This window comes from Paenibacillus phocaeensis, assembly GCF_900021165.1.
GTDB classification, from domain to species: Bacteria; Bacillota; Bacilli; order Paenibacillales; family Paenibacillaceae; genus Fontibacillus; species Fontibacillus phocaensis.
Window position 1 is genome coordinate 24,901 of record NZ_FCOQ01000038.1, and the last position, 24,292, is coordinate 49,192.

Genomic DNA, 24,292 nt, shown 5'->3' on the forward strand with positions numbered 1-24,292 from the left:
CCCGGTTTTTAGCGCAAGGTCCAATCTCGCTCGCTGTCGATTTGGATGCGTCCTTCCGAAAGACTCTTCAAAAAGCGGCTTCTTACGCTTCGCGCCAGCAGCTTCATTTCGGTCTCCGATCGCGCAGGCTTTAAAGATACCGAAGTACGGATGATCTCCTTTTGCTTCCGCCGGCTTGCCGGTCGAATCAGTTCCGATAGATTCACCTGCCGCATCCCCCATCTCTCCTTGTTCCCCGATTCATCTGATAAGTTACCTATAAAATAGCTTATCGTGCTTCAAAACACAACCACACCTTTCATCAGGAAGCCGAAAACCTGCGAATCACCTCTTCGAACGCCGGCTCGGCCATATCGACGTCATCGATGTCGCCCCAGTCGCCCAGCGCGCGGATGATCTCTATCGTGCTGATCTCATGCCGGTTCGCCTCCACGACCACCGTGTCTTCTTCGATGCCCGCCACCCGGAACCGCAGCCGCCCCGCCTCTGTTTCGTCGGGTATCCGAAAGGGGCCGCGGAACTTGACGCGGATCTCCGTCGGCAAGCCGATCTGTTCTCGCAGCGCCGGGATCGTGCCATCGTAAGTCAGCTTTCCCTGATCGATCACCATCACGCGGTTGCAGAGCTGCTCAATATCGTCCATGTCGTGGGTGGTGAGCAGGATCGTTTTGCCAAAATCCCGGTTCAGCTTCTGCAAAAATTGCCGGATATTCCGCTTCGCATGCACGTCCAGGCCAATCGTCGGCTCGTCGAGGAACAGCAGGTCCGGATCATGCAGCATCGCCGCCGCAATGTCGGCCCGCATCCGTTGACCCAGCGACAGCTTGCGAACCGGGGTTAACCAGAACTCGCGCAGATCCAGCAGCTCGGCGAACTGATCCAGCCGCTGGGCCTTTTCCGCTCCGCTGACGCCGTACATCTCGGCCAGGATATCGTAAGAATCCTTCACCGGCAGATCCCACCATAACTGGCTGCGTTGTCCGAATACGACGCCAAGCTGACGCACCGCCTGCCGCCGGTCCCGGTGCGGATTGACGCCGCCGACCCTCACCTCTCCGGAAGTTGGGTGCAGAATGCCGGTGAGCATTTTGATCGTTGTCGATTTGCCCGCCCCATTTGGCCCGATGTATCCGACGAATTCCCCGCGCTCAACCTGAAAGCTGATCCCGCGCACGGCCTCCTTCAACCGATATTCCCGCGAAAATAACGTGCGAACTCCGGAAAATTTCCCTTCGCGCACGACGGGTGTTTTGAACGCCTTCATTAAGTTATGGGCTTCAATCATCATCGTCCCCTACCTCCTTAGCTTCCCGTACTCTGGTATTTGGTGATGCCATAACGCCAAAAGCGCAGGCTGGCGAACAAGCAGATGGCGGCGATCCCCGCCGTTGCCGCGAGCACCCACGGTCCCGTCTCGCCGCGCAAAAGATACAACGACGGCACGTAGTTGACGAGCCCGACGGGGATGGCGAACAGCAGCAGCGAAGACATCCATTTCGGATACAAGGTCAGCGGATATTGCGCTGCCGTGCGGGCCGCATCCTCCGTAATGTTCTGCAGCTCGACGATCCGGGTTGTCCAGAAGCCCAGCGTTGCGGTAGCCAGTCCGATCGAGAACAGGATAACCGCCCCCGTGAGGATAATGAACAACGTGGCGATCACGGCGGTCCAGCCGATTTGTCCGCTGCGCATCATCGCTCCCAGCGCCCAGCTCAGAATGAAGCCGCCCTGCAGCAGCTCGGCGGGCATCAGCCGGAACTTCTGCGGCATGAGCGCCAGCAGCACCGGCATCGGCCGCGTAAGGAGTTGGTCGAGTTCGCCGCCGACAAGGTATTTTTCCAGATGATGCACTTCGTCGGCGAACGTGCGGTAGATCGTTTTGGATAACGTCATGACTGCGAACAGATAGCCTATCTCGTACACCGACCAGCCCCGGATCGCACCAAACCGGTCTAATACGATCGCCACCATCAGGAATTCGGAAACTTGAACCAGCGCAGCCAGCAAGGTGCCGACAACAAAATTGAATTTGTACTGCATTCGGCTGCGGATAGTCGTGCGAACAAGCAGTCCGTATAGTCTAAGCCAGGATCGTAACTTTGCTCGACTCATCCCCCCTGCACCTCCACCTTCCGCCGCAGCAGCCGCGTCGCCAAGAGGCATAACACCGTCATCAAGGCGCACCAAAATAACGTCCCCCCTAACGCGGAGACGCTGCCGTTTCCGAGATATAACGTTGTCGGTACATACAGCAAATAAGGGTACGGCGTAAGCCAGGCGAAGGATTCGAGCCAGCCGGGCAGCCATTCCAGCGGAATAAAGAAGCCGGCGAGCAAATTGACCAGCGCGTGATGGCCCCAATACAACCAGGACGACTCGGTGGTCCATAAAGCGCTGACCCCGATGAGGTAGTTGATGCAAATGGATAAATAGGAGGCTCCAAGCAAGCCGACGGCGGTGAACCAAACGGCGGCTCCATCGCTCGGAAGCGGCAGGGAAAAGACGAAAAAATACAGGAGATAAATCGGGATGGATTTGTACACGAACTGATAGGCAATCTGCCCCCATTCCTTAGCCATCATATGAGGGAACAGGTGAATGGGCCGCATGAGATCCAGGGAGATCTGCCCGGTCCTGACGGATTGCGGAATGCCAAGTCCGTTCGTAATGAAGCTGGTAATCCAGAGGGCGGCCTGCGTGAAGGCGATGTAAGCGACCATGCCTTCTGTTCCGTAGGCGCCCAGCGAGTGGTCCCGGCCCAGCCCGATCCAGATGCAAGCGTACATGAAGCCGAACATGGCGCTCGCCAGATTATGCACCAGATGAGCTCCGCGGTATTGTACATTGCGGGCGTAGGCTTTGGAAGCCAGGGTGAGATAAAGCCCGGGATGAATCATGTTTGACACCTCCGATAAGCATGTTTAGAGCGAACGGAATCGCTCTCCCGGACGGATATCCCGTCCACTTCAGACAAGGCGAATATTAGAAAGAAGGTCACTAGCATATCGTAAATTTCGAGAGGTGGCAAGAAAATTTTCCCTGTGGGCGTTATGTTCCTGAATTCTCGCCATCCTGGACGATGAATAGATTGATCGATAGATCGATTACGATCGATAGATAGATTGCGATCAATAGATAGATCGATTGCATCCAGCCAAGCTCTTGGACAATAAATGTATGCGAAAAATCGAATAGAATTGGGTGATTCTGGCGATATCAACGAATTGTAGATGAAATTTCATACACATTCTCACCTTATCAAGGGTTAGTCGCAGAATCTGTATGAAAAACCGAACAGAATGAGGAATTTTAGCCGTCGTCCGCATGTTGTATTCGAAAAAACGAACACAATACCCCAACCTGCACCTTCAGCAGGTTGGGGGTATTGTGTGTAGTGAAAGGTGCTATGGAGCTTGATAGTAATGTGTGTGCCTGTACGTATGCGGGCGAGTGATCGTGTATGCATACGTGTGTCCGTGCAGGCCTGCATGTGTGCGGACTTCACCCACTAACTTGCTTTTGTATATGCTTGGTTACTTGGCTGTTCGCTTGGTGCGTACATGTGTGTTTGGCTACTTGGCTGTTCGCTTGTTGCGTACGTGCGTGCTTGGTTACTTGGCTGTTCGCTTGGTGCGTACATGCGTGCTTGGCGACTTGCTCGATTGTTTGCTTACTAACAACTAACTTGTGTTCCGTGCGTAGTGGCAAACTTGCGTAACTGCACACTTACTTGCTTGCGGGCAAATTTGCGCTTGTGTGAGCGGGTTGACGTTCTCTCACCCATCGCCGAAGGGCAAAATGTTGCATTTTGTACAGCATTTTGCGGCTCGCCAGGCGGATTAGGGCGGAAGTGTTGTAATTTATGCAACATTTTCGGCTCCTTCCGCCGTTTCGCGGTGAAAATACTGCACTTTTGGCAACATTTCGGCCGCACCGGCCCGATATGCCCCGGAAATACTGCACTTTCGGCAACATTTCCTCTCGCCCTCCTCCCACTTATCCGCTGCACGCTCTGACTACCAAGCGTCACCCGCTTTGTTCACCGGCTAAGTTCACCCGACTCGACCAGCTCATCTAGGCTAGCTCATCCAGACCAACTCGCCTAGGTCAACTCGGCCCCTTAGCCTTACCCAAGCGCGTGTTCCCGCTGGATCAACTCCAGCAAAGCGCGGCAGCCCTGCTGCACCAGGCCGTAGACCTCCTCGAAGTTCCCCGTGTAATACGGGTCGGGAACCTCCTTGAGCTGCGAGTCCGGCACCAGATCCAGCAGCTTCACGATCCGAGCATTGGCTTGCCGGGCTAACGCCTTCAAATCGCGTTCATTCTGGTTATCCATCGCGATCACATAATCGAATTTGTCAAAATCGTCCTGCGCGACCTGTCGCGCCTTCAGCCCCTCGCAGGAAATACCGTACTGGTCCAAAATGCGGCGCGTACCGTGATGCGGCGGATTGCCCGTATGCCAATTGCCGGTTCCCGCCGAATCGATCACAAACCGTTCGCCGAATCCCGCTTCGCTCACCAGATGCCGAAAAACAGCTTCCGCCATGGGCGAACGGCAAATGTTCCCCAGGCATACAAACAAAACTCCCACTTTGCGTTTGTCGTTATCCATGGTTCTCCCTCTTTCTTCCTATAACCTATCTACACTACAACACTCTCTTAGCAGATAGTACTATAGGTTAAGCCGGAGAACAACCGGAGCTTCAGGCTTTGCGCACCACCGGAATCCAGATTTCGCTTCGGTAGTTGGGCAGCGATGTGTCCGGACTTTCGTTCCACAGAAGTTCCGGCCCTTCGGCCAGCTCGTAATGAGCGGATGGGAACCATTCCGAATAAATCCGTCCCCAAACGTTCTGCAGCGTTTCCGGGAACGGACCCACCGCGGTGAACACCGCCCACGTCGAAGCCGCCACCTCCAGCGAAGCAAAGCCGTCCGGGCAATCCTTCGTCGTTGCCACGCCCAGGTAATGATCCAGCTCGCCTTGCTCCTCCATGCGCCCCTCCGAGAAGTTGGCCGACGCGCTGATCATCCCGGCCGGCTCGAGGCCAGACAACCCCTTCAACTGGGCGATCATCTCCGGGGTTAGGCTTTGCGCCATTTTCGCGATATGCGGATTAACCCCTTGAAATTGGATCGGCACCCGTTTGTGCAGGCCGACGATCCGAAAAGCTTCCTTGTCCACGATCCGATAATTCATTTCGCTTCCTCCTTGTATGGTGAGTTGGAAGGTCATCCGAGGATAAGCTTTCAATGGCGCTCCCGGATCTCTGGCTTCCGACGGCGTGATGCCATGGAGGCCTTGGAACGCCCGGGTAAATGCATCGGCGGAACCGTAGCCGTATTTCACCGCAAGATCGATCACCCGCACCGGCCCCTGCTGCAGCTCAAACGCTGCCAGCGTTAATCTCCGGCGACGAACGTATTCCGTCAGGGGAATTCCGGCCAGGAACGAAAACATCCGCTTGAAATGGTACTCCGAACAAACGGCGATCCGGGCAACTTCCCCGTAATTCAGTTCCTCCGTCAAATTCCGCTCGATGTAGTTCAGCGCCTCGTTCATATTTGTCAGCACATCCATCGTTTGCACCTCCTCTGGTTCCCAGCATACCAAGCTTCCTCCTGCCCCATCCGACATTCCGCGCACCGATTTTGCAGGGGACTACGTATGGACCGACCGGCGAAATGGGTTTGGTATCAGTATATCGGATCAGTAGATGGTCACCAAATCAAAAACAAACAGTGGGACGACCTAACAGCCCTCCCCCATGCTGTTTATCCTTATGGCCTCCCCGGCTGTCCGTTCCACGACAAGCTGCCGGTTCCTTGCGCCAGATCATAAACCAGCGAAACCGCCCCTGTTCCGCAGCTATACCGCAAAGTAATGATTCATGCAGGAAAACGCCTTACATCAAGGCTTCGCGCCAACTCGGCGCAAAAAAGCCCGCTCCCTGCACATCTAAGCGCGGTTAAGCGGGCGGTTCGCGGTTCGGCGGAAATTGGTTGGCGTCAGCGGAGCGGGCTACCGCGTACAGGCGCGATAAGCGGTAGGTGAGATCCCCGCATGGCTCTTGAACTGGCGGGAGAAATGGGCCAGCTGCATGCCCAATCGATCGGCGATACCTGCGATGCTGTCGTCCGTATAGGTCAGCAGCCGTTTGGCTTCCTCCATCCGTTTGCGCTGCACGTAATGCATCGGGGTGACGCCCATGATTTTTTTGAAATAAGGAATAAAATAGTTCGGATGTAAATGGACGATGTCGGCCAACGTCTCGATTTCGAGCGGCTCATGCAGGTGCTCTTGAATATATCTCAACACGCCGCTCAGTTTGTTCCGTTCCGTAAATTGCATATAATCCTTCAAATAATCGCGGTAACCTCCCTCCTCCAGGCAGCAGGCGAGCAGGTTCAGCAGACAAGCCTGCATGCGCAGCCCGGCAAAAGGCCCCCCGGATTGAAACTGGTGGATCATTCCGTCGAAAGTGACGCGGACGTACTCCGGATCGGCGGCATCGCTGATGTACAGCTTGCTCCCGGCGTGGAACAGCGGCCATTCCCCCACCTGAGCGTCAAAATGGCAGAAATACCGTGTATAGGGGTTGTCCGGATTCGTATAAGTCGTCTGGCTGGTTCCTGCCGGCATAATCATCAGCTGGCCCGGCCGAGGATAATAAGTCTCCCCGTTGATGATGACCGATCCTTCCCCTTCTGCGATAAAATACAACCGATTGAAGCTCGGAGCCAGCTCCGTCCGGTTCCAGCCGGGGTAACCGCCCCGCATCTGGGCATGCGTCACCGTCACGGTCAAGCTCTCGGGCAGACGCCCGGCGAGCAGATCCATTTCGTTCATCGTTCACCCATTCCCCTTGTTCGATTTGTAAGCCCTTCCACTTCCAAGGTTTCTCATCTCATTGTACCATCCCCATTTATCGAATACACCTTAATTTTGTGCAAAACCGTCTTAATTCGTGCCATTCTCAACCCTATCGATTCAAGCTAAGCTAAGAGCGACAGGACGACCTAAATCATGAGACGTTAGTTCAAATGAAGGTCCGTTCCGAAGATGACTTATGGAACAACCTTAAAGGGAAAGGCAGGGAGCGACTTAATGGACAAAATACGTTTCGCTATCATCGGGATCGGCAATATGGGAACGTCGCATGCGCTGAACCTCAGCGGCGGCGAGATTCAGGGCGCGGAGTTGACCGCGGTATGCGACACCAACCCTATGCGTTTAAAGTGGGCAAAGGAGCATTTGCCGGAAACGGTGCTGGCTTTTGACACTCCGGAAGCGTTGTTTGCATCGAAAGCAGCGGACGCCGTACTGATCGCCACGCCGCATTATGATCATCCGACGCTGGCGGTGCAGGCTTTTGAGAGCGGTTACCATGTACTCGTGGAGAAGCCGGCGGGCGTGTTCACCAAGGCGGTTCGCGAGATGAACGAAGCGGCCGCGAAGTCCGGCAAACAGTTCGGCATCATGTACAATCAGCGGACGAATCCGCTGTACGCCAAGCTGCGCGACCTCGTGTTGTCCGGAGAGCTGGGGACGATCCGCCGGACGAACTGGATCATCACGAACTGGTATCGCTCGCAGAGCTACTACGACTCCGGCGGTTGGCGCGCCACCTGGGCCGGGGAAGGCGGGGGCGTGCTGCTGAACCAGGACCCCCACCAGCTCGACCTGTGGCAGTGGACGACCGGGATGATGCCGAAGCGGGTTCGCGCGTTCTGCCACTTCGGCAAATACCGCAACATTGAGGTGGAAGACGATGTGACCGCCTACGTGGAATACGAAAACGGCGCCACCGGGCTGTTCGTCACCACGACCGGCGAAACGCCGGGCACGAACCGTTTTGAGCTGTCCGGCGACAACGGCAAAATCGTCGTAGAGGACGGCAAGCTGACGTTCTGGCGGCTGCGCGTGCCCGAGCCGAAGTTCAACGCCGAATATACCGGCGGCTTCGGCCAGCCGGAATGCTGGAAATGCGACATCCCGGTGAGCAGCGGCGACGGGCCGCAGCATAAGGGGATTTTGCAGAACTTCACGAACGCGCTGCTGCGCGGCGAGAAGCTGCTGGCTCCGGGCGAGGAAGGCATCCACGGCTTGACGATCTCCAACGCCATGCACCTGTCCGCCTGGATCGACGACTGGGTGGACCTGCCGCTGGACGAGGAATTGTTCTACGCCAAGCTGCAGGAGAAGATCCGCACCTCCTCGTTCCGCAAGGACGGCGACGGCGGCAAAGTGCTGGATGTGTCAGGCACGCATTAAGCGGCGTGGGACCGGGATGGGACGATCCTGGCAAGCACGGAGCTGAGCATGACCCGGGCGGGGCTCTCGTGCACGCACTACGCGGCGGAAGTCCCGCCACAATGGCTACTTCCGGGCAAATAGCGGACTTTTTTTCCTCTATTTGCTCCAAAACCGCCCTTTGCGCCGGAATAAGGGCATAATTGGGCCTTATGTTCCTGAAATTCGCAAGTTTCGCCCGTTTCGCATGAGTCTCCATCAAAATAAGGACAAAAAAGTCCCTTATTTCCTCATAACCGTTTAGAACATGCAAAATAAGGCCATTTTTTACCCTTATTTAACTTTTGCTTCAAGGAGGAGCGATAGCCCATGAAATTGTCCGTATTCACCGTATCCACTCCGGATTTGACGCCGGAGGAGCTGGTACAAGCTGCGCGGGAAGCCGGGCTCCACGGCGTGGAGTGGCGATACAAGGAGGTTCCCGCCGAGGCAATCAGCGAGAAGCCGTCGTATTGGCGCAACAATTTATGCTCGATCGATCCGGCTTCCACGGAGGAGCAACTGCTCCGCTTCAAACGCATCACCGAAGCCGAGGGGCTTGAGGTCGCCAGCATCACGCCATACCTGAACTCGCTGGACCTCGAGGAGACGGAGCGGGTGTTCTCCGTCGCCCGTCTGCTGGGCGCGAAGATGATCCGCGTCGGCGCGGCCGGATATGACGGATCGACGCCTTATCCCGAACTGTACGACAACACGGTGCGTTATCTGAAAGAAGCGGAACGCCTAGCCAAGCAATACGGCGTCAAAGGGGTCGTAGAAACGCATCATCTGACGATCGCACCCAGCGCCGGCCTCGCCCATCGGCTGGTCAGCCACTGCGATCCCGATCAGATCGGCGTCCTGTACGATCCAGGCAACATGGTGCATGAAGGGTATGAGCAGTTCAAAATGGGCTTCCAACTGCTCGGCCCCTACCTCGCTCATGTTCACGTCAAAAACGCCGCCTGGTCGCAAACCGCAGCGCGCGAAGACGGCGCCGCAGCCTGGCGCTGCGAGTGGTCGCCCCTGGCGGACGGCGTCATCGACTACAGCCGGCTGCTCCAGGACCTGAAGTCCGTCGGCTACGACGGCTATCTTGGGATCGAGGATTTCAGCGGCCATTACGGTTCGAAAGAGATGCTTCGCAAGTTTGCCGAGTTTATCAAAGAAAGGATGTAGGCACGATGACGATGGATCGACAAGAGCCCGCTTTTCAAGCCAAAGACGGGATGAACTATGCGCCGAAGGGACGACCGAATGCGGTCGTGAAACCTGGCGAGTTTTCATTTGCTGCCGTAGCCCTCGACCACGGGCATATTTACGGCATGACCGGCGGTCTGATCGAAGCCGGAGCCACCTTAAAGTGGGTTTACGATCCCGACCCGGCCAAAGTGCAGGCCTTCGTGAAACAGTACCCCCAGGCCGCCCAGGCAGACAGCCTTGAGCAAGTGCTCGCCGACCCCGAGGTACGGCTCGTCGCTGCGGCGGCGGTGCCGTCGGAGCGCGGCCCGTTGGGGCTTAAGGTGATGGATGCCGGGAAGGATTATTTTACCGACAAGACGCCGTTCACCCGCCTCGAGCAACTGGAAGCGGCACGCCGGAAAGTGCGCGAAACCGGACGCAAATACATGGTGTATTACAGCGAACGCCTGCATGTGGAATCCGCCGTGTATGCCGGCCAGCTCGTTCAGCAAGGAGCGATCGGGCGCGTGCTGCAGGTGACCGGGTTTGGTCCGCATCGGCTGAGTGCGGGTTCGCGGCCGGAGTGGTTTTTTCAGAGGGAGAAATACGGCGGAATCCTCTGCGACATCGGCAGCCATCAAATCGAGCAGTTCCTGTATTATACCGGGTGCCGGGATGCCGAGGTCCTGCACAGCAAGGTAGCCAACTATCATCACCCGGAATACCCCGAACTGGAGGATTACGGCGACGCCACGCTGGTCGGGGATAACGGGGCAACCCAATATTTCCGCGTCGACTGGTTTACGCCGGACGGCCTCAGCACCTGGGGGGACGGGCGGACGTTCATTTTGGGGACCGAAGGGTACATTGAACTGCGCAAATACGTCGACCTGGCTCGCGGCACGGACGGCGACCATGTTTACCTGGTGAATCAGGACGGCGAGCAGCATTTTGCCGTGCGCGGTCAGGTTGGCTATCCGTTCTTTGGCGAGCTGATCCTGGATTGCCTGAACCGTACGGAAAACGCCATGACGCAAGAGCACGCCTTCAAAGCGGCGGAGCTTTGCCTCAAAGCCCAACAGCAGGCGCTGCGCATCACCACATCTTACTAAGACGGGAAGGGGCTATACGATGCAACAACCGATCGGCGTGGCTATTGTCGGCTGTGGAGCGATATTTCCCCTGCATGCCGGGGCCGTGCAGGAGCTGGACGGCGTCAAGCTGAAGGTCGTCGTTGACCGCGATCCGTCCAAGGCGGAGCAGGCAGCGGCGGAGTATTCCTGCGAAGCGGCGAACGATTACCTGACCTTATTGGAACGCGACGATATTCAGATCGTCCACCTATGTACGCCCCATCATCTGCATGCAGAGATGGCGGCGCGTTTGCTCCGGGCCGGTAAACATGTGCTGACGGAAAAGCCGCTCGCGCATCACCCGAAAGCAGCGGAAGATTTGCTGGAAGAAGCGCGGCGCAGCGAGGCACAGCTGGGTGTGGTTTTTCAGAACCGATATAACGCCTCATCCCGAAAAATCCGCGAGTTCCTCGATACGCAAACGCTGGGCCGGCTGCGCTGCCTCAAAGGCATCGTCACCTGGCACCGGGACGAAGCTTATTACACCGACAGCCCTTGGCGGGGCCGCTGGGCAACCGAAGGCGGGGGCGTGCTGATTAATCAGGCGATCCATACGCTCGATCTGCTCCAATGGTTCGGCGGCGAAGTCGTCTCCATACAGGGGAGCGTGACCGCCGACGCGCTGGGCGACGTGATCGAGGTGGAAGATACGGCGCATGCCAGCCTCCGGTTTGCGGACGGCGTTCGCGGGTTGTTTTACGCCACCAATGCCTACCTGGCCAACACGCCGGTTGAACTGGAACTGGTGTTTGAGGGCGGCACGCTGTATCAGCGCGGCGATTACCTTTATTTGAACCGGAACGGCCGCGAGAGCCTGGTCTGCGAGCCGCCGGCCAGCGTTGACGAGACGGGCGCAATCATCGGCAAATCTTATTGGGGCGCAAGCCACCGGTTATTGATCGCCGATTTCTATGACCACGTCCGGACAGGAAGGCGTTTTGCGATTGACGGTGAAGAAGGCCTTAAAGTGCTGCGGCTCATTGCAGAGTTGTATCATTCCTCCCGAACGCGGGACTCCAGATAAGCACAGGTGACCGGGAACAAGAAACTGCGAGTTGGGAACTTACGACATAAACCAACGATAAATGAAATGACGTTGCGAAGAGAATAGAGACTTGGGATTTGAGAGTAGACCGTTTCTTACGAGGGGCGGTCTATTTCGCTTCGGGGAACTTGCCGGAGGATGCAGGCCCGGGTTACAGCAGTCTTCTCATCCGGGCGAGGATGGAATTCCGTACCGATTTCAAGCGGATCGGCACGACCTTCGTCTTCTCGGTCCTGGGCTTCTCCTTCTCTCTGCGCCGAATTTGCTCGGCCAATCTGCACCGTTCCAGCTCCTTGCGAAGATCCCGAATATGCTGTTTGGCAACGTCCAAATCGTTCATATACATCACGTTCCCACCTCCTTTCTTTGCAGGTTAATTTCAACCAGATTTGGAATTGAATTCCCTGGTTTATCCTTTCCTATCATAACGCCACAGCTGCATCTGCGTAAGGGTACAAAACACCTTAAGTTCTTTTTTCCTCCTTTCAGACTCGTAAAAAAAGCGGCCACCTTTGTTTTATGCAAAGGGGTCGCTCATGTTCACGGCGCACCTCACGCCAAGTATCCACCGGCCGGCTCGCGGTCCGCCGATAACGCGCGGCGAACCGGTTCACCCGGACGGATCGCAAGACATTCTCCGTCATTGCGGATTTTCAGGCCCTCCCCTTCTAGAAGCGTATAAACGACCTGCTCCCGGTCAAAGAACACTTCAAGAAGCTGGCCCAGGTGCATCACCTTAAACCGGCAGCTCTCCCATTGCGGAGGCAGTACCGGACGGAAACGAAGCTCGCCGCCGTTCAGCCGCATTCCGCCAAACCCGTTTACGATCGCCATCCACGAGCCCGCCATCGCCGCGGTATGCAGTCCGTCCTTGGCGTTGCCGTTCACGTCGTCCAAATCCATCCGCACCGTCCGGTCGAAATAGTCGTAAGCGGCCTCCAGTTCGCCGATTTCGGCGGCGACGATGCTGTGGATGCACGGCGACAGCGACGAATCATGCGTTGTCAGCGGTTCGTAATAACGATAGTTGCGAATCTTCTCCTCCCGGGAAAACTGCTCGCCCAGCAAAAACAGCACCATCACCAGATCCGCCTGCTTCAGTACTTGATGCCGGTAGATCACGAGCGGGTGGTAATGAAGCAGCAGCGGATAGTGTTCCGGCGGCGTGCCGGCGAAATCCCACTTCCGCTTGGACAAGAACGTATCGTCTTGTGCGCAGATCCCCAATTCCTCATCGTACGGAACGTACATCTTGTCCGCCGCCTGCTGCCATTCGCGGATTTCCTCTTCGGTGAGTCCGATCTCCCGCTCAAGCCGGGCGTATTCCGCAGGGTATCGCTCGCGCAGCAAACTCGCCGTCTCGCAGGCATACCGAAGGTGCTCCCTGGCCATCAAGTTCGTGTAGGCGTTGTTGTTGACGATCGCCGTGTATTCGTCCGGGCCGGTCACCCCGTCGATGCAAAAAGCGCCGCCTCGGGCCGGATTATAATGACCGAGGTCAACCCAAAACCGCGACGTCTCGAACAGAATCTCCGCGCCTTGCTGCACAAGAAACGCCTCGTCCCCCGTCGCCCGGACGTACTGGCGGATACCGTAGGCGATGTCGGCGTTGATATGCGCCTGCGCGGTGCCCGCCGGGAAGTAGGCGGAGTTCTCCTCGCCGCCGATCGTCCGCCACGGATACAGCGCGCCCCGCTGCGCCATCACCTTCGCCCGCTGCCGCGCCTGCTCCAGCGTGCGATAGCGGAACTCCAGCAGGGCCCGGCCGATCTCCGGCGTCGTAAAGGTAAAGAAGGGCAAGACGTACATTTCGGTATCCCAGAAATAATGCCCTTCGTACCCTTCGCCGGTCAGTCCCTTGGCGGCCATGCTGGTTCGCCCGTCGCGTCCGGCCGACTGCAGCAGGCCAAACGCGTTAAACCGCAGCCCCTGCTGGAGCGAGGGATCGCCTTTGATCTCCACGTCGGCGCGGCTCCAGAACGCGTCCAGGTAAGCGTGCTGCTCCTCGGCCAGCCCGTCGAAGCCGCGGCTCTCGGCCATTCGCAGCGCGCCTTCGCTCTGCCTCATCAGCTCCTCCTCCCGGGTATCCCGGGACGTGTGATAGCTGATGAATTTGCTCAGCGACACCGCATCCCCCCGGCGCAGCGCCACGTCATACTGCACCGATAGCCGCTGCCCGTCTTGCTTCTCCGACAGGCTGAACGAAGCGGACGACGGCAGGGCGAGCCGGTGGCTCATCGCCGTCAGCAGCGCAAAGCGGCTGTGCCGCGTACGCTGCTTCAGCCAGCCGCCGCCGCGTCCGTCGCTCCCGGCCTCCTCGAACAGGAGGCTAGGCTCCGCGCGGCGCGTCCCCAGGCGCGGATCCCCGCCCCGGTCCGGCGCATCCGCCTCGGCGATGTCCCCGTCCATCGCCGAGCAGATCGACACGGTGCCGTCGAAGTTCAGCGCCGTCACCTCATAGTGGATCGCCGCCAGATGCCGGTGGGTCAGCGACACCAGGCGGCGGATATGAATCAGCACGCGGTGCCCAGTGGGAGATTCCCATTCGACCAACCGATGCAGCACGCCGCTTTGCATATGCAGCACTCTTTTGTAAAACTGGACATGTCCCCGGTTGAGATGAAAGGTCTCGCCTTCAACCGTCAGCTTGAGGATCCCGGCATCGGTCACGTTCAGCATCGCTTGACCTTCGGCCGGATAACCGTACGCCCCTTCGGGGTAACGGATCGGCGCGGTATCGTAAAATCCGTTCACGTACCAGCCCCGCACCGAGACCCCTTCCTTCCCGTGATACCCTTCCTCAAAATGTCCGCGCATTCCGATATACCCGTTGCCCAGAGAAAACAGGCTCTCCTTGCGCTGATTGTCCTTCTCGTCGTAGGCATCCTCGACCAGGCTCCATTCCCGCGGGGAATGCAGCGCCGCCGGCGCCGGATGCTCGTAAGACCGCTTGTTCATCCCTTCACCGAGCCTCCCATCAGCCCTCTGACAAAGTATTTTTGCAGGAGGAAGAAGATCGCGAGCGGCATCAGCATGGAAATAAACGCCGCCGACGTCAGCAGATGCCAGTCGTTGCCTCTCGACCCGACGAGGTCGGCGATTTTCATCGACATCACCTGCACGTCAGGCTGGTTGCCGATGAAGATCAACGACACCAGGTAATCGTTCCATACCCACAGGAACTGGAAAATGCCGATTGAAGCGAGCGCCGGCACGGACAGCGGCAGGATCAGCCGGGAAAAGATTGTGAAATGGCTCGCCCCGTCGATGAAGGCCGACTCGAACAAATCCTTCGGCAGCTGGCTGATGAAGTTATACATAAAGTACGTCACGAGCGGCAAACCGAAGGCGGTATGCGCCAGCCAGATCCCCAGGTAGCTGCCGTTCAAACCCAGCGCGGTGTAATCCTTGAGCACCGGGATAAGCGCCACCTGGAGCGGGATGACCAGCATGGCGATGATCACCACGAACAGCGTTTGACGTCCGGGGAATCGCAGCCAGGCGAACGCGTACGCGGCAAACGAAGCGATCAGCACCGGAATCACCGTGGCCGGCACGGCGATCGTCAACGTGTTCCAGAACGCCTGGGACAACCCGGTTCCTTTCTGGATCGTCTCGCTGCCGTCGCCCAGCTTCAGCTTGTATTCCTTGCCGGAGAGTACGTTCTTGTAGTTCTCCAGCGTTAACGCCGGCTTGAACTCCCAGCCTTGCTCCTGTACGTTGAGCGTTCGAGCCCGGCGATTTTCCCAAATCAACCGTTGTCCATCGCTCGTCACTCCGGCTTTCAGCTCGTCGTCGCTGTAAGTCTGTCCGTTCACCTCGATCGGTTCCCGCAGGTCGATATCCTTGGAGAGCTGGATCGTCTCGGCATTCGTCCATTCCCGATGCGGGAACACGTTCCACCAACCGGTCTGCAAAATGTCCGCCGCCGGCCGGAACGAGGAGATCAACAACCCCAGCGTCGGGATGAGCCATACGAAGCAGATCACGCCCAGAACGAGATTAACGATCGTCTTGCCGCGTTTGCGTGCGGTTGTTCCTGCGGTTCCTGCGGTACGTCCCTGATTCATAGCCGCCATTAGAATCCCCCCTGCTTGCGGAGCTGCCGCAGATTAAAGAAGATGACCGGCATGACGGCGATCAGCAGAACGATTGCCAACGTGGAGCCGTACCCGAAGTTGCGGTACATAAAGAACTGCCGGTAAAACTGCGTGGCCACCACTTCGGTTCCGTATTGCCCGCCGGTCATGACCATAACCACATCGAAAATTTTCAGCGTAAACACGATAATTGTCGTCGCCACCGTCAGGATCGTTGTAGAGATAAACGGGATGATGATGCGGAAGAAGATTTTGATCTCGCCGGCCCCGTCCACGCGCGCCGCTTCCAGGATGTCGTCCGGAACGCCCTTGATCGCGGCAGAGAAGATGACCATGGCGAACCCGGTTTGCATCCAAATCAGGATCAGGATGAGAAACAGGTTGTTCCAAGGCTGCAGCATGCTGGTCCAGGCCTGCGCTTCCCCGCCTAAGGCGGTGACAATGGCATTTAATAAGCCGATCTGCTGGTCGCCGGGCTGGTAATAGTACACGAACTTCCAGATGACCCCCGCCGCCACGAACGAGATCGCCATCGGCATGAAGATGATCGACTTGGCGATCTTCTCGTAGCTGCTGCGATCGGCCAGGATCGCGATCAGCAGTCCAAATCCTACGCAAGCCAGCGTGCCGAGGAACACCCACAGCAGGTTGTTGCGCAGCGCCGTCCCCATCAGCTTATCGGTGAAAATCGCCGCATAGTTGGCGAGCCCGACGAATTTCTCCGAGGAGGCGTTAAAGAAGCTGAGGTAAAGCGTCCGGACGGCAGGCAGCACAAGCAGCCATCCGAGCAGAATGACCGCCGGGCCGATGAAGATATAAGGCAGCACCTTCCGGCGAACCTGCTCCGGATACTGCTCCACCGCCAAGTTCAAGGTAAAGTAAAGAAAATAAACGCCGAGCACGCCCCACAGCACCGCACACACCGCGGTCAGCAGCGGGTTCAGCGTCGAGTCGCGGAAGAAGCGGAAGATCAGGCCGTGTCCGGCGGCATTCCCGAGCAGGACGATCAAAGTCAATAGTACGGCCTTGACGCTGACGGTTCGCTTGGCTTCTGAGCTCATCATGAACCCTCCTAAAAAGTTTGGTGAGCGTTACTTCCTGAATCAGCTTCGAACAAAAGGCCGGTTAACCGGCTGAATCGAAAAAAGGAGGGGCGGTGTGCCGGAACCCACGTTCGGCTCGCGCGCCCCTCCCGGCGTTGCTTAACTGTCGCATCCGCAGCGACTTCAGGGTTCGAAGCTTAGTGGCTCCAGCCTTTCTGAATTTGCGCCAGCGCTTCATCCAGCGTAGCTGTACCGCTCACGTAGTCGGTCATTCCCTTCCAGAAAGTACCGGCACCCACTTTCCCCGGCATCAAGTCGGAGCCGTCAAACCGCAGCGTGGAAGCCTCCTGTACGAGCTGGGCCATCCGGCGGTCAGCCTCAGAGGCATACCAGTCCAGCGATGCATCGTTCATCGGCGCGATCACGCCGCCGGATTGCACCCAAGTTTTGATCGATTCGCCGGTCGTAAAGAATTCGATCACGGCCCGAACTTCAGGACGATCGTTGAACATCGCATAGATATCGCCGGCGACCAGCACCGGTTTGCCGTATTGCTCGTCGATCGGCGGCAGGTAGAACCAGTCATAGTCTTCATCGACCTTTGCGGTTTCCGGGAAGAAGCTGGTAATGAAGTTGCCTTGACGATGCAGCCATACCTTCGGCGGATTATCGAACATCGGAGCCGGCGAGTCGCCAAAGGCCGTGGTGACGATCGATTTCGTTCCGCCATAGACATAATCGGGGTTCATCCAGATTTCCGACATCTTTTCCACCGCGCGCTTCACTTCCGGGGAAGTAAACGGCAGCTCGCCCTTAACCCATTTGTCATAGTTCTCCGGCGAAGTCGTGCGGAGCATGATGTCTTCCACCCAGTCCGTTGCCGGCCAACCTGTGGCTGCGCCGCTTTCGATGCCGATGCCCCAAGCGGTGTCGCCGTCCTTGGCAATTTGCTCCGTCAGCGCCATCAGCTCATCCCAGGTCTGCGGAATGGTGTAACCCGCTTCCTCAAACTGTTTCTTCGGGTACCATACCAAGCTCTTCACGTTGCTGCGATTCCAGATGCCGGCCATGATTTTGCCGTCCTTGCCGTCCATCGTCGCCATGTCGAGCCAGCTTTGGTTATAGTTGGCCTTGAGCTTCTCTTGGTCGAGAATGTGGGTCAGATCCACCACTTTGCCGGTTTTGGCTACAGCAGCGAGCAGACCCGGCTGCGGGAAGTCGGCGATGTCGGGCGCATTGCCGCCGTCCACGCGAACGTTGATCGTCGCCTCAAACTCCTTGGAGCCTTCGTATTGGATATCGATGCCCGTTTTTTCCTCAAACTCCTTGATGCTGGTCTCGAATTTCACCTGGTCCGCATCGACGAACGGGCCAAACATCGTCACCTTGGTGCCTTTATATTCGCCCTTCAACGCCAGCTCCAGCGGTGATCCAGCAGCACCGGAGTCATTGGTGGCGTTGCCATCGTTCGTGCCTTGTTCTGCCGCACCTCCGTTATTGGCCGGAGCAGCCGGCTCATTGCTTGCCGTATTATTCCCGCCGCCGCAGGCGCTGAGGAGAAGCGTGAACGATAACCCGCTGACGAGCAATAAAGAAGTCCATGTTGATCTTTTTTTCATTGACCCTACATCCCCTTCGAAATTTATTATAAAAAGTCGCTTGAAGAACTGGCTGACCTTCGAGATCGCCTCCGGTGAATCACCTCCTTGCAAAGCTTTTCCGTAGCGAGCGAACCCCGGCCCTGAATGCGTTTTCATATTGGTATAAGTGTATGACCCCATAAGCCCATTTGTTCCGTTTTTTTGAAAAGCTTTTCAGAATCGAATAAGGTCAGCGGTAATCGTCACTCATCAACTTGACAAGCTTCCGAAAGATGCGTATGGAACATGGGGGTTCCGCTTCATGATGGTAATTGGGTTGCTTCGTGGTGGTTGTGGGTTGCTTCATGATCGCTGTTGGGTTGCTTCGTGGTGGTGGTTGGGTTGCTTCGTGATCGTGGTGATCGTTCGTGGTTGTATTGCTAGTTGGTATCCATATTCGTGGCCGGCGTCACATTGCGTTGGCGATGGTGTTCAGTTGTTAAATCGTGGTTGCTCTCTCCCGCGATGATTCGCGGACGATGAGTTTGTGCTGGAGAACTTCTCTGGGCACCGCTACGCTGCCCGTTGTCAGCAGCTCATGCAGCTTCTCGGCGGCTCGATAGCCCAGATCGTAGATCGGTTGAGAGATCGTCGTCAACTTGGGAATATACATGCCGGCCATACGGTGGTTGTCGAATCCAATCACAGACACCTGTCCCGGCACGAGGATGTGCCGATCCCGGAGGTACGAAATCGCGCCCATCGCAAATTCATCGGCAACGCAGAAGACGGCGGTCAACTCGGGATGCTCGGTAAACAGCTCGTGCGCGGCCTGATAGGCATGTTCGAAGTAGTGGCTGGCAAATTTCACGTTGGCGATATTGAACGTCAGCCCGTATTCCGTCATAGCCCGGACAAACCCGGCGTAACGCGGCGGCCCGGAGATCGAGTTGTCGTGATTGAAGCCGATCATGCCAATTTGGCGATGCCCCAGCTCGATCAGGTAAGCGGCCGCATCATAAGCCGCTGCCTCGTCGTCGATTTCAACGCAGGGAATCTCGTAGTCATCCGAATGGGACGACACCATAACGAATGGAATACGGCAGCCTACCAGCTTCTCGTAGTACTCGGGGAACATTTTGTCGCTGGCAAACACGATGCCGTCCACCTGCTTCTCATGAAAAGCATCGATATAGGACAGCAGCCGCTCCTTATCCCGGTCCGTGTTACAAATCATCAGGCTGTAGCCCAGCTTGATGCAGGCATCCTGCATCCCCCGAATCATTCCGGCGTAATACATGTTCTCAATATCAGGGATCAACAGTCCCAAGGTAAAAGATTTCTTGAAAATCAATCCGCGCGCGAACGCATTCGGCTGATAATTCAGCTCCTCGATGGCCGCCAGCACCCGTTGCCGCTTGCTCTCCACCACCGTCTCCGGCGCATTCATCACGCGCGAGACGGTACTGATGGAAACGCCCGCTTTCTTGGCAACATCGCGGATCGTCGGTTTGTTTCCGTTTTTGTTCATCATGGGTATCCTCGATTTGAAAAGCTTTTCAATGCGATTATAACAAGGGATATTTTGAATTTCAAGAGTTTTTTAAAGCGCTTACAAAAATAGTGGGTTTATGTACCTTCTTCCCCCCTCTTTACACCATTATCCCTTTGAGTCCGGGCTCTGGCGCAGCGTCGTTATACGGACATCTCGCTTCACTCCTCATACCTCCGCATTACTACGCTCCAACTTGATTTGCTCCTCGTACGACAGTGTTGTGCTCCATTCCGCTTTACTCCTCGTACGACTGCGCTGCCCCAACACGTCTCACCCTCATGCGACAGCGCTGTACTCCACCCCGCTTCACTCTCCATACCATCGCGTTTGACTCTAACGGAACCAGATGACGTTAAAGTCTATTTCTCGCATGATTTCCCACTCTAACGGAACCCAGGGACGTTATTTGAACCAAACCAGGCCCACTACAGCCCATTTCGGTCATATAGTGTCATCTGATTCCGTTAGATTTTCGGGCAGCTGATTTTCCGCCAAATAAGGGCTCTACGATCCGTTAGAGACAGCCATCTCGGCTATTTTTGCCTCACAGACTATTCAGCCTGATCCGCCCTCCAGATTCGTCAGACTCACCAGATTCTCCAGAGTCTTCAGAGTCTTTAGATTCTCCAGACTCACCAGATTCTTCAGACTCACCAGATCCACCAGGTCCTCCAGGATCCTCCAGACTCTTCAACTTCCCCCGATTCACCGGACTCATCGGGCTCTCGGCCTTCCGTATTTCAGCACCTCAACTCAACTCTAGCTCTTCGGACTCCGTTCTTCGCACCCCAGCACCGCAACACTTAACTTTTAGGCTTCCTCATCTCTCCAAACTCGGGCACCTCGATACTTAGCTCTTCGACTACCTAAACTCCCAGTACCTAGCACCTCAGCTCCTACCTCCCGATTCCCCCGCTCTCTCAGCTCATCTCATAACTTTGCTGGATCAGGGCTTTCGCCTCCTCAAGCTGCTCCTCCCGGGTGATGACGATTTCCAGGTCCCCCGTGCCGTAGTGACCGATGTTTCTCACATTTCTAGTAAACCCGGGCTCTAATGGAACCGAGTCGGGGTCTACTTTGACAAATACCGTTATCGATTTCTTCTGGGGATGGATCTCCACGCAAGCGAAGTTTTTGATCCGTTTAAAAGCGATGTAGTCCTTCAACACATTCATTTGAACATCATCGCCCAAGGCGAGGATAAACGCCTTCAGTTCCTCGTAACGATCCGTTAGCTCCGCATTGGCTTGCGAAAGATAGTCGGATACCGTTTTATATGAGTTTGAGGGTGCTCCACCGGATACGGGGACTACCGGGTCTTGAGGTTGGTTTGCCGACGTCGCATTCACTAAATCCAGCAGCAAGAGCTCCTCCCCATATTTTTTGTACGTGTACAGCTCGATATTGCGGTTGATTTGCTGCACCGCGTGTTCATCATACTTCGTAAATCCTCCGGCGATGCATAGCAGCCGCGGCGCACCCCAATTGATCGCTTCAGCGTCAGGAACTCCAAATTTTTTCTGTACCAGCAGGGTGAACTCCCCCTGATGATCCATCAGCCAATCCAAATAATAAAGCCCTTGATTGATGACGTTTTCGTTCGTTGCCCGCTTGAATTCGATAATAACAGGGGAGCTGTTCTCATCGATGCCCAGCGTATCGATCCGCCCCCCGTGCCGTTTCCCCGTCGAGTATTCGGTCGCAAGAAAGCGAACTCCGAGCAAAGCCTCCAAATGACGTTCCATCAACGTTTGCAGTGATTTTTCGATCGTTACCGTTTGACCGTGCAGCTCTTCAACGCCCCCGTCATTCAAGCGGAACAGTTTGATGTCTCCCATGTATCCTTCACCATGCCTTTAATGCAGATTGGTGTTCTTTTATTGCGCCGGGACACTTAATATCCCAACCTGATCGCCGGCCGCACGCCGTCACGCGCCAGACTGACATTCGCATAGCTGCGGATGCTGCATCCAGTACCGATGAAATGGGCTCTTGAAGGCTTATTCCCCTGTGTGCGCAGCCACCACCAAGAGCAGCCCTCCTCCTGGCCGTTTCGCAGCACATAATTCGCTTTCTCGCCCTTATCGTAAACATAGAGGCTGCAGCCGTCGGGCTTCTTCAACTTGGCGTAGTCCGTGCCGACAGCGGGCAGCCACGTTTTGCCGAGGACGGCCGTAAACGCCTTGACCTCGTCCACGCTAAGTAAAAACACGTGATCCTCCGTATCCGGACTGCCTTCGCCATTATCCGCGCAATGCGTGGTCCTGATCAACTCCCGTTCCCCGTTGCAAAAAGCGGTCGAATAGAAATCCTCGTTCAACCACTGCCGCAAATCACAATCCCGCCATGTCACATCCACCGCATCCCGCCACGAAATATCCGCGCTCTTTCCGTGATATCGCTTGCATTCCAAAATCTCCTCGCTCAACAGAAACAGCTCGCCGCCCGTGTTTTGGAGAACCCGCCATTCGATGGGCCGCACGTTTCCATCTGCGGTCTGCGGGTACGCGCCGAAGGTCATTCGCTCACCGGGTCGGATCGCAAAATTCAGCAAAGCAGATGGGTTGCCTCGGTTCACTTCGTCCACCTCCGTTATTTCCGTCTATTTATCTTACAACAGGTCCCCGGGGCATCCGCAACTACAAATCGATCAGCGTGCTCCGTAGTCTGCCCAACTACCTTGACACACATAGTAATATGTATTACATTGTTTTCGAAGAGGTGAACACATGAACGACAGCGCCATCAGCCGGGATTTAATCCGCGGCCATATTGATACGATTATTCTTCGGGTACTGCTGGAGGGCGACAACTATGGTTATGAGATCATGAAGTCCATTTCCGTGATCAGCCAGGGGCGTTATGAATTGAAGGAACCGTCGCTCTACACCAGCTTAAAGCGATTGGAGGCCCAGCAGTTGATCGAGTCTTATTGGGGGGAAGACCGCAGTATGGGCGGGCGACGCAAGTATTACCATGTCACCCTTGCAGGTGCCGAAGTGTACAAAGCCAATTTGTCGGCATGGAAAACATCCCGCGAGATCATTGATGTCTTAATTGAGAAACAGGAGGGATCCCCATCGTGAATCCGCTGCAAAAACACGTGGATCGTTTATTCGCCGGATATCCGGCTACCGGACGCATCCGCGAGCTGAAAGAGGAAATCCTCGGCAACCTGGAAGCCAAGACCGCCGATTACATGGCCGGCGGAATGAATTATGAACAGGCCGTCCAGGCAGCCACGGCCAGCTTGACCCGCATCGACGGACTGATTGACGAGAACCCGCAGATCTATGTGAACCGCTATCGGCTGGAGCTGCTGCAAAAAGTGCTGCTTTTTACCCTGATCCTGTGGATCTTCACCATTCCTTTACGCATGATCGAACGCACGCCGCTCAGTTACTTGTTCTTGGCCCTCGTCCTGCTGCTCGGGTGCCTCTACCTGATCTTAAACGCGCTTTGGCGCGGCAGGGCGCTTGAAGTTACGGCACCGCGCAATATCCCTATTGCTCGGCGGCGAAGCCGGCTGGTTTGGCTGCTCTGGGGCCTGTTCATCGTCATCACCGTGCTAGGCATCACGGCTTTGCGATTCTCCAGCAATATTTGGTTTGGCTATCAAGTGAAAATCGGCGGTCCGTACCAGTTTGCCGTACTCGGGATCCAATACGCCAAGCCTTTGCTCACCATTCTCATCCCGCTGGCTTTCCAAGCGAGCGCCACGCTGATATCGAAACACGAGGCGGGTGAGCCGGAATGACGACACGGCAGCGCATCAGACGCCGGAATATCGGCATCCTCATCCTCCTCCTCGCCGGACTGGTTGGCTTTAGCGTAGTCGAAGGCGTAGCGCTTCCGCGTCAGAATCAGCGCGAGGCCGAGTATCAAGCCGCTCAAAATAATCCGTTAACCCATGACATCGCCCGCACCGCGAAATTCCAAACCCGGTATATGGGCGACGCGTCCAAGGTGGGCGGATTGTTCGGCTCGCTGCCGATCGGACCGATCCGCTCCTTTGCCATGGATCCCGGCGTGTTCACGGTGCAGATTAATCTGGATTCTTCGGCGCCGAGGGCGGGAGCGGACCGAGACCGGGCTTACTTGTACAGCGCCACGGCGGCTTTCGCTTATATCGATAACCTGGAGGCGGTGATTTACAACGAGGGTTCCGCGGCATACCGCGTGACTCGCGAGGACCTGCTGGCTTGGTATGACACGGATACGTTCTCGTCCCTCACCGCAAGTAACACCGCTTGGAAAGCCGTGGTGCAAGACAAACTGGCGGATCCGGAATATGCGCAGCGGGCGTTTCGGGAGCTCTTTCGCGAAAGCGAAACTTTGTCCGATTAACGCTGCCTTCGCT

Annotated in this window: 22 protein-coding genes; 7 read left to right on the forward strand and 15 right to left on the reverse strand. The window is 56.4% G+C overall.

The genetic code is table 11. The features are described from left to right. Positions 1-8 precede the first annotated feature (8 nt). The 7 genes from BN3795_RS23645 to BN3795_RS23675 form a co-directional block, all read right to left on the reverse strand. The gene (locus BN3795_RS23645) at positions 9-215 is read right to left on the reverse strand and encodes a hypothetical protein (RefSeq protein WP_068787133.1); all 207 of its coding nucleotides are present in this window, start codon (positions 213-215) and stop codon (positions 9-11) included. An 86-nt stretch (positions 216-301) separates the two neighbouring features. Continuing rightward, the gene (locus tag BN3795_RS23650) at positions 302-1,285 is read right to left on the reverse strand and encodes an ABC transporter ATP-binding protein (RefSeq protein ID WP_068787247.1); all 984 of its coding nucleotides are present in this window, start codon (positions 1,283-1,285) and stop codon (positions 302-304) included. A 17-nt stretch (positions 1,286-1,302) separates the two neighbouring features. Then, the gene (locus BN3795_RS23655; RefSeq protein ID WP_068787134.1) at positions 1,303-2,112 is read right to left on the reverse strand and encodes an ABC transporter permease; all 810 of its coding nucleotides are present in this window, start codon (positions 2,110-2,112) and stop codon (positions 1,303-1,305) included. Continuing rightward, positions 2,109-2,897, reverse strand: coding sequence for an ABC transporter permease (locus tag BN3795_RS23660; RefSeq protein ID WP_068787135.1), 789 nt, complete (start codon positions 2,895-2,897; stop codon positions 2,109-2,111). The genes BN3795_RS23655 and BN3795_RS23660 overlap by 4 nt, the downstream gene beginning before the upstream one ends. A gap of 1,229 nt (positions 2,898-4,126) precedes the next feature. Continuing rightward, positions 4,127-4,615 (reverse strand): low molecular weight protein-tyrosine-phosphatase, encoded by a 489-nt coding sequence (locus BN3795_RS23665; RefSeq protein ID WP_068787136.1) that lies wholly within the window; start codon positions 4,613-4,615, stop codon positions 4,127-4,129. 91 nt (positions 4,616-4,706) lie between these two features. Continuing rightward, positions 4,707-5,582, reverse strand: a complete 876-nt coding sequence (locus BN3795_RS23670; protein ID WP_068787137.1) for an AraC family transcriptional regulator — start codon at positions 5,580-5,582, stop codon at positions 4,707-4,709. Positions 5,583-6,023: 441 nt separating this feature from the next. Further along, positions 6,024-6,851, reverse strand: a complete 828-nt coding sequence (locus BN3795_RS23675) for an AraC family transcriptional regulator (protein ID WP_068787138.1) — start codon at positions 6,849-6,851, stop codon at positions 6,024-6,026. A gap of 258 nt (positions 6,852-7,109) precedes the next feature. Between BN3795_RS23675 and BN3795_RS23680 the strand changes: the two genes are divergently transcribed. The 4 genes from BN3795_RS23680 (at position 7,110) to BN3795_RS23695 (ending at position 11,633) form a co-directional block, all read left to right on the forward strand. Then, the gene (locus tag BN3795_RS23680) at positions 7,110-8,276 is read left to right on the forward strand and encodes a Gfo/Idh/MocA family protein (protein ID WP_068787139.1); all 1,167 of its coding nucleotides are present in this window, start codon (positions 7,110-7,112) and stop codon (positions 8,274-8,276) included. 348 nt (positions 8,277-8,624) lie between these two features. Further along, the gene (locus BN3795_RS23685) at positions 8,625-9,473 is read left to right on the forward strand and encodes a sugar phosphate isomerase/epimerase family protein (RefSeq protein WP_068787140.1); all 849 of its coding nucleotides are present in this window, start codon (positions 8,625-8,627) and stop codon (positions 9,471-9,473) included. Positions 9,474-9,478: 5 nt separating this feature from the next. Beyond that, a complete protein-coding gene (locus BN3795_RS23690) occupies positions 9,479-10,588 on the forward strand; it encodes a Gfo/Idh/MocA family protein (protein ID WP_068787141.1) in 1,110 nt (369 codons plus the stop codon). 19 nt (positions 10,589-10,607) lie between these two features. Next, a complete protein-coding gene (locus tag BN3795_RS23695) occupies positions 10,608-11,633 on the forward strand; it encodes a Gfo/Idh/MocA family protein (protein ID WP_068787142.1) in 1,026 nt (341 codons plus the stop codon). A gap of 172 nt (positions 11,634-11,805) precedes the next feature. Here BN3795_RS23695 and BN3795_RS23700 read toward each other — a convergent pair whose 3' ends face one another. From BN3795_RS23700 to BN3795_RS23735, 8 genes are all read right to left on the reverse strand, one after another. Next, positions 11,806-12,003: a hypothetical protein gene (locus BN3795_RS23700; RefSeq protein ID WP_198524822.1), complete on the reverse strand. Its 198-nt coding sequence runs from the start codon at positions 12,001-12,003 to the stop codon at positions 11,806-11,808. 203 nt (positions 12,004-12,206) lie between these two features. Next, positions 12,207-14,612, reverse strand: coding sequence for a glycoside hydrolase family 65 protein (locus BN3795_RS23705; protein WP_068787144.1), 2,406 nt, complete (start codon positions 14,610-14,612; stop codon positions 12,207-12,209). Then, positions 14,609-15,733: a carbohydrate ABC transporter permease gene (locus BN3795_RS23710; protein ID WP_408635066.1), complete on the reverse strand. Its 1,125-nt coding sequence runs from the start codon at positions 15,731-15,733 to the stop codon at positions 14,609-14,611. The genes BN3795_RS23705 and BN3795_RS23710 overlap by 4 nt, the downstream gene beginning before the upstream one ends. Next, positions 15,733-16,815, reverse strand: coding sequence for a carbohydrate ABC transporter permease (locus BN3795_RS23715; RefSeq protein ID WP_068787145.1), 1,083 nt, complete (start codon positions 16,813-16,815; stop codon positions 15,733-15,735). Before BN3795_RS23715 ends, BN3795_RS23710 begins: the two co-directional genes overlap by 1 nt. Before the next feature lie 179 nt (positions 16,816-16,994). Continuing rightward, complete coding sequence (locus BN3795_RS23720; protein WP_068787146.1) at positions 16,995-18,416, reverse strand: ABC transporter substrate-binding protein; 1,422 nt, start codon at positions 18,414-18,416, stop codon at positions 16,995-16,997. Between the two features lie 460 nt (positions 18,417-18,876). Further along, positions 18,877-19,908, reverse strand: coding sequence for a LacI family DNA-binding transcriptional regulator (locus BN3795_RS23725; RefSeq protein WP_068787147.1), 1,032 nt, complete (start codon positions 19,906-19,908; stop codon positions 18,877-18,879). Between the two features lie 944 nt (positions 19,909-20,852). After that, on the reverse strand, positions 20,853-21,770 hold the full coding sequence (locus tag BN3795_RS23730) for a DUF5655 domain-containing protein (protein WP_068787148.1): 918 nt from the start codon (positions 21,768-21,770) through the stop codon (positions 20,853-20,855). A gap of 56 nt (positions 21,771-21,826) precedes the next feature. After that, the gene (locus BN3795_RS23735; RefSeq protein ID WP_232730028.1) at positions 21,827-22,510 is read right to left on the reverse strand and encodes a DUF6273 domain-containing protein; all 684 of its coding nucleotides are present in this window, start codon (positions 22,508-22,510) and stop codon (positions 21,827-21,829) included. Between the two features lie 151 nt (positions 22,511-22,661). On the opposite strand from BN3795_RS23735, the gene BN3795_RS23740 reads away from it, so the two are divergent. Genes BN3795_RS23740 through BN3795_RS23750 form a run of 3 tightly spaced genes read left to right on the forward strand, consistent with a single transcriptional unit; the run spans position 22,662 to position 24,279 of the window. Continuing rightward, complete coding sequence (locus tag BN3795_RS23740; protein WP_068787149.1) at positions 22,662-23,018, forward strand: PadR family transcriptional regulator; 357 nt, start codon at positions 22,662-22,664, stop codon at positions 23,016-23,018. Further along, positions 23,015-23,689, forward strand: a complete 675-nt coding sequence (locus BN3795_RS23745) for a permease prefix domain 1-containing protein (protein ID WP_068787150.1) — start codon at positions 23,015-23,017, stop codon at positions 23,687-23,689. Before BN3795_RS23740 ends, BN3795_RS23745 begins: the two co-directional genes overlap by 4 nt. Further along, complete coding sequence (locus tag BN3795_RS23750; protein ID WP_068787151.1) at positions 23,686-24,279, forward strand: DUF4825 domain-containing protein; 594 nt, start codon at positions 23,686-23,688, stop codon at positions 24,277-24,279. Before BN3795_RS23745 ends, BN3795_RS23750 begins: the two co-directional genes overlap by 4 nt. Positions 24,280-24,292 lie beyond the last annotated feature (13 nt).

Bases quoted from the DNA above. Each gene is read 5' to 3' on its own strand.
- BN3795_RS23645 (WP_068787133.1), bottom strand. From the start codon at position 215: ATGCGGCAGGTGAATCTATCGGAACTGATTCGACCGGCAAGCCGGCGG.
- BN3795_RS23650 (WP_068787247.1), bottom strand. From the start codon at position 1,285: ATGATTGAAGCCCATAACTTAATGAAGGCGTTCAAAACACCCGTCGTG.
- BN3795_RS23655 (WP_068787134.1), bottom strand. From the start codon at position 2,112: ATGAGTCGAGCAAAGTTACGATCCTGGCTTAGACTATACGGACTGCTT.
- BN3795_RS23660 (WP_068787135.1), bottom strand. From the start codon at position 2,897: ATGATTCATCCCGGGCTTTATCTCACCCTGGCTTCCAAAGCCTACGCC.
- BN3795_RS23665 (WP_068787136.1), bottom strand. From the start codon at position 4,615: ATGGATAACGACAAACGCAAAGTGGGAGTTTTGTTTGTATGCCTGGGG.
- BN3795_RS23670 (WP_068787137.1), bottom strand. From the start codon at position 5,582: ATGGATGTGCTGACAAATATGAACGAGGCGCTGAACTACATCGAGCGG.
- BN3795_RS23675 (WP_068787138.1), bottom strand. From the start codon at position 6,851: ATGAACGAAATGGATCTGCTCGCCGGGCGTCTGCCCGAGAGCTTGACC.
- BN3795_RS23680 (WP_068787139.1), top strand. From the start codon at position 7,110: ATGGACAAAATACGTTTCGCTATCATCGGGATCGGCAATATGGGAACG.
- BN3795_RS23685 (WP_068787140.1), top strand. From the start codon at position 8,625: ATGAAATTGTCCGTATTCACCGTATCCACTCCGGATTTGACGCCGGAG.
- BN3795_RS23690 (WP_068787141.1), top strand. From the start codon at position 9,479: ATGACGATGGATCGACAAGAGCCCGCTTTTCAAGCCAAAGACGGGATG.
- BN3795_RS23695 (WP_068787142.1), top strand. From the start codon at position 10,608: ATGCAACAACCGATCGGCGTGGCTATTGTCGGCTGTGGAGCGATATTT.
- BN3795_RS23705 (WP_068787144.1), bottom strand. From the start codon at position 14,612: ATGAACAAGCGGTCTTACGAGCATCCGGCGCCGGCGGCGCTGCATTCC.
- BN3795_RS23710 (WP_408635066.1), bottom strand. From the start codon at position 15,733: ATGGCGGCTATGAATCAGGGACGTACCGCAGGAACCGCAGGAACAACC.
- BN3795_RS23715 (WP_068787145.1), bottom strand. From the start codon at position 16,815: ATGAGCTCAGAAGCCAAGCGAACCGTCAGCGTCAAGGCCGTACTATTG.
- BN3795_RS23720 (WP_068787146.1), bottom strand. From the start codon at position 18,416: ATGAAAAAAAGATCAACATGGACTTCTTTATTGCTCGTCAGCGGGTTA.
- BN3795_RS23725 (WP_068787147.1), bottom strand. From the start codon at position 19,908: ATGAACAAAAACGGAAACAAACCGACGATCCGCGATGTTGCCAAGAAA.
- BN3795_RS23730 (WP_068787148.1), bottom strand. From the start codon at position 21,770: ATGGGAGACATCAAACTGTTCCGCTTGAATGACGGGGGCGTTGAAGAG.
- BN3795_RS23740 (WP_068787149.1), top strand. From the start codon at position 22,662: ATGAACGACAGCGCCATCAGCCGGGATTTAATCCGCGGCCATATTGAT.
- BN3795_RS23750 (WP_068787151.1), top strand. From the start codon at position 23,686: ATGACGACACGGCAGCGCATCAGACGCCGGAATATCGGCATCCTCATC.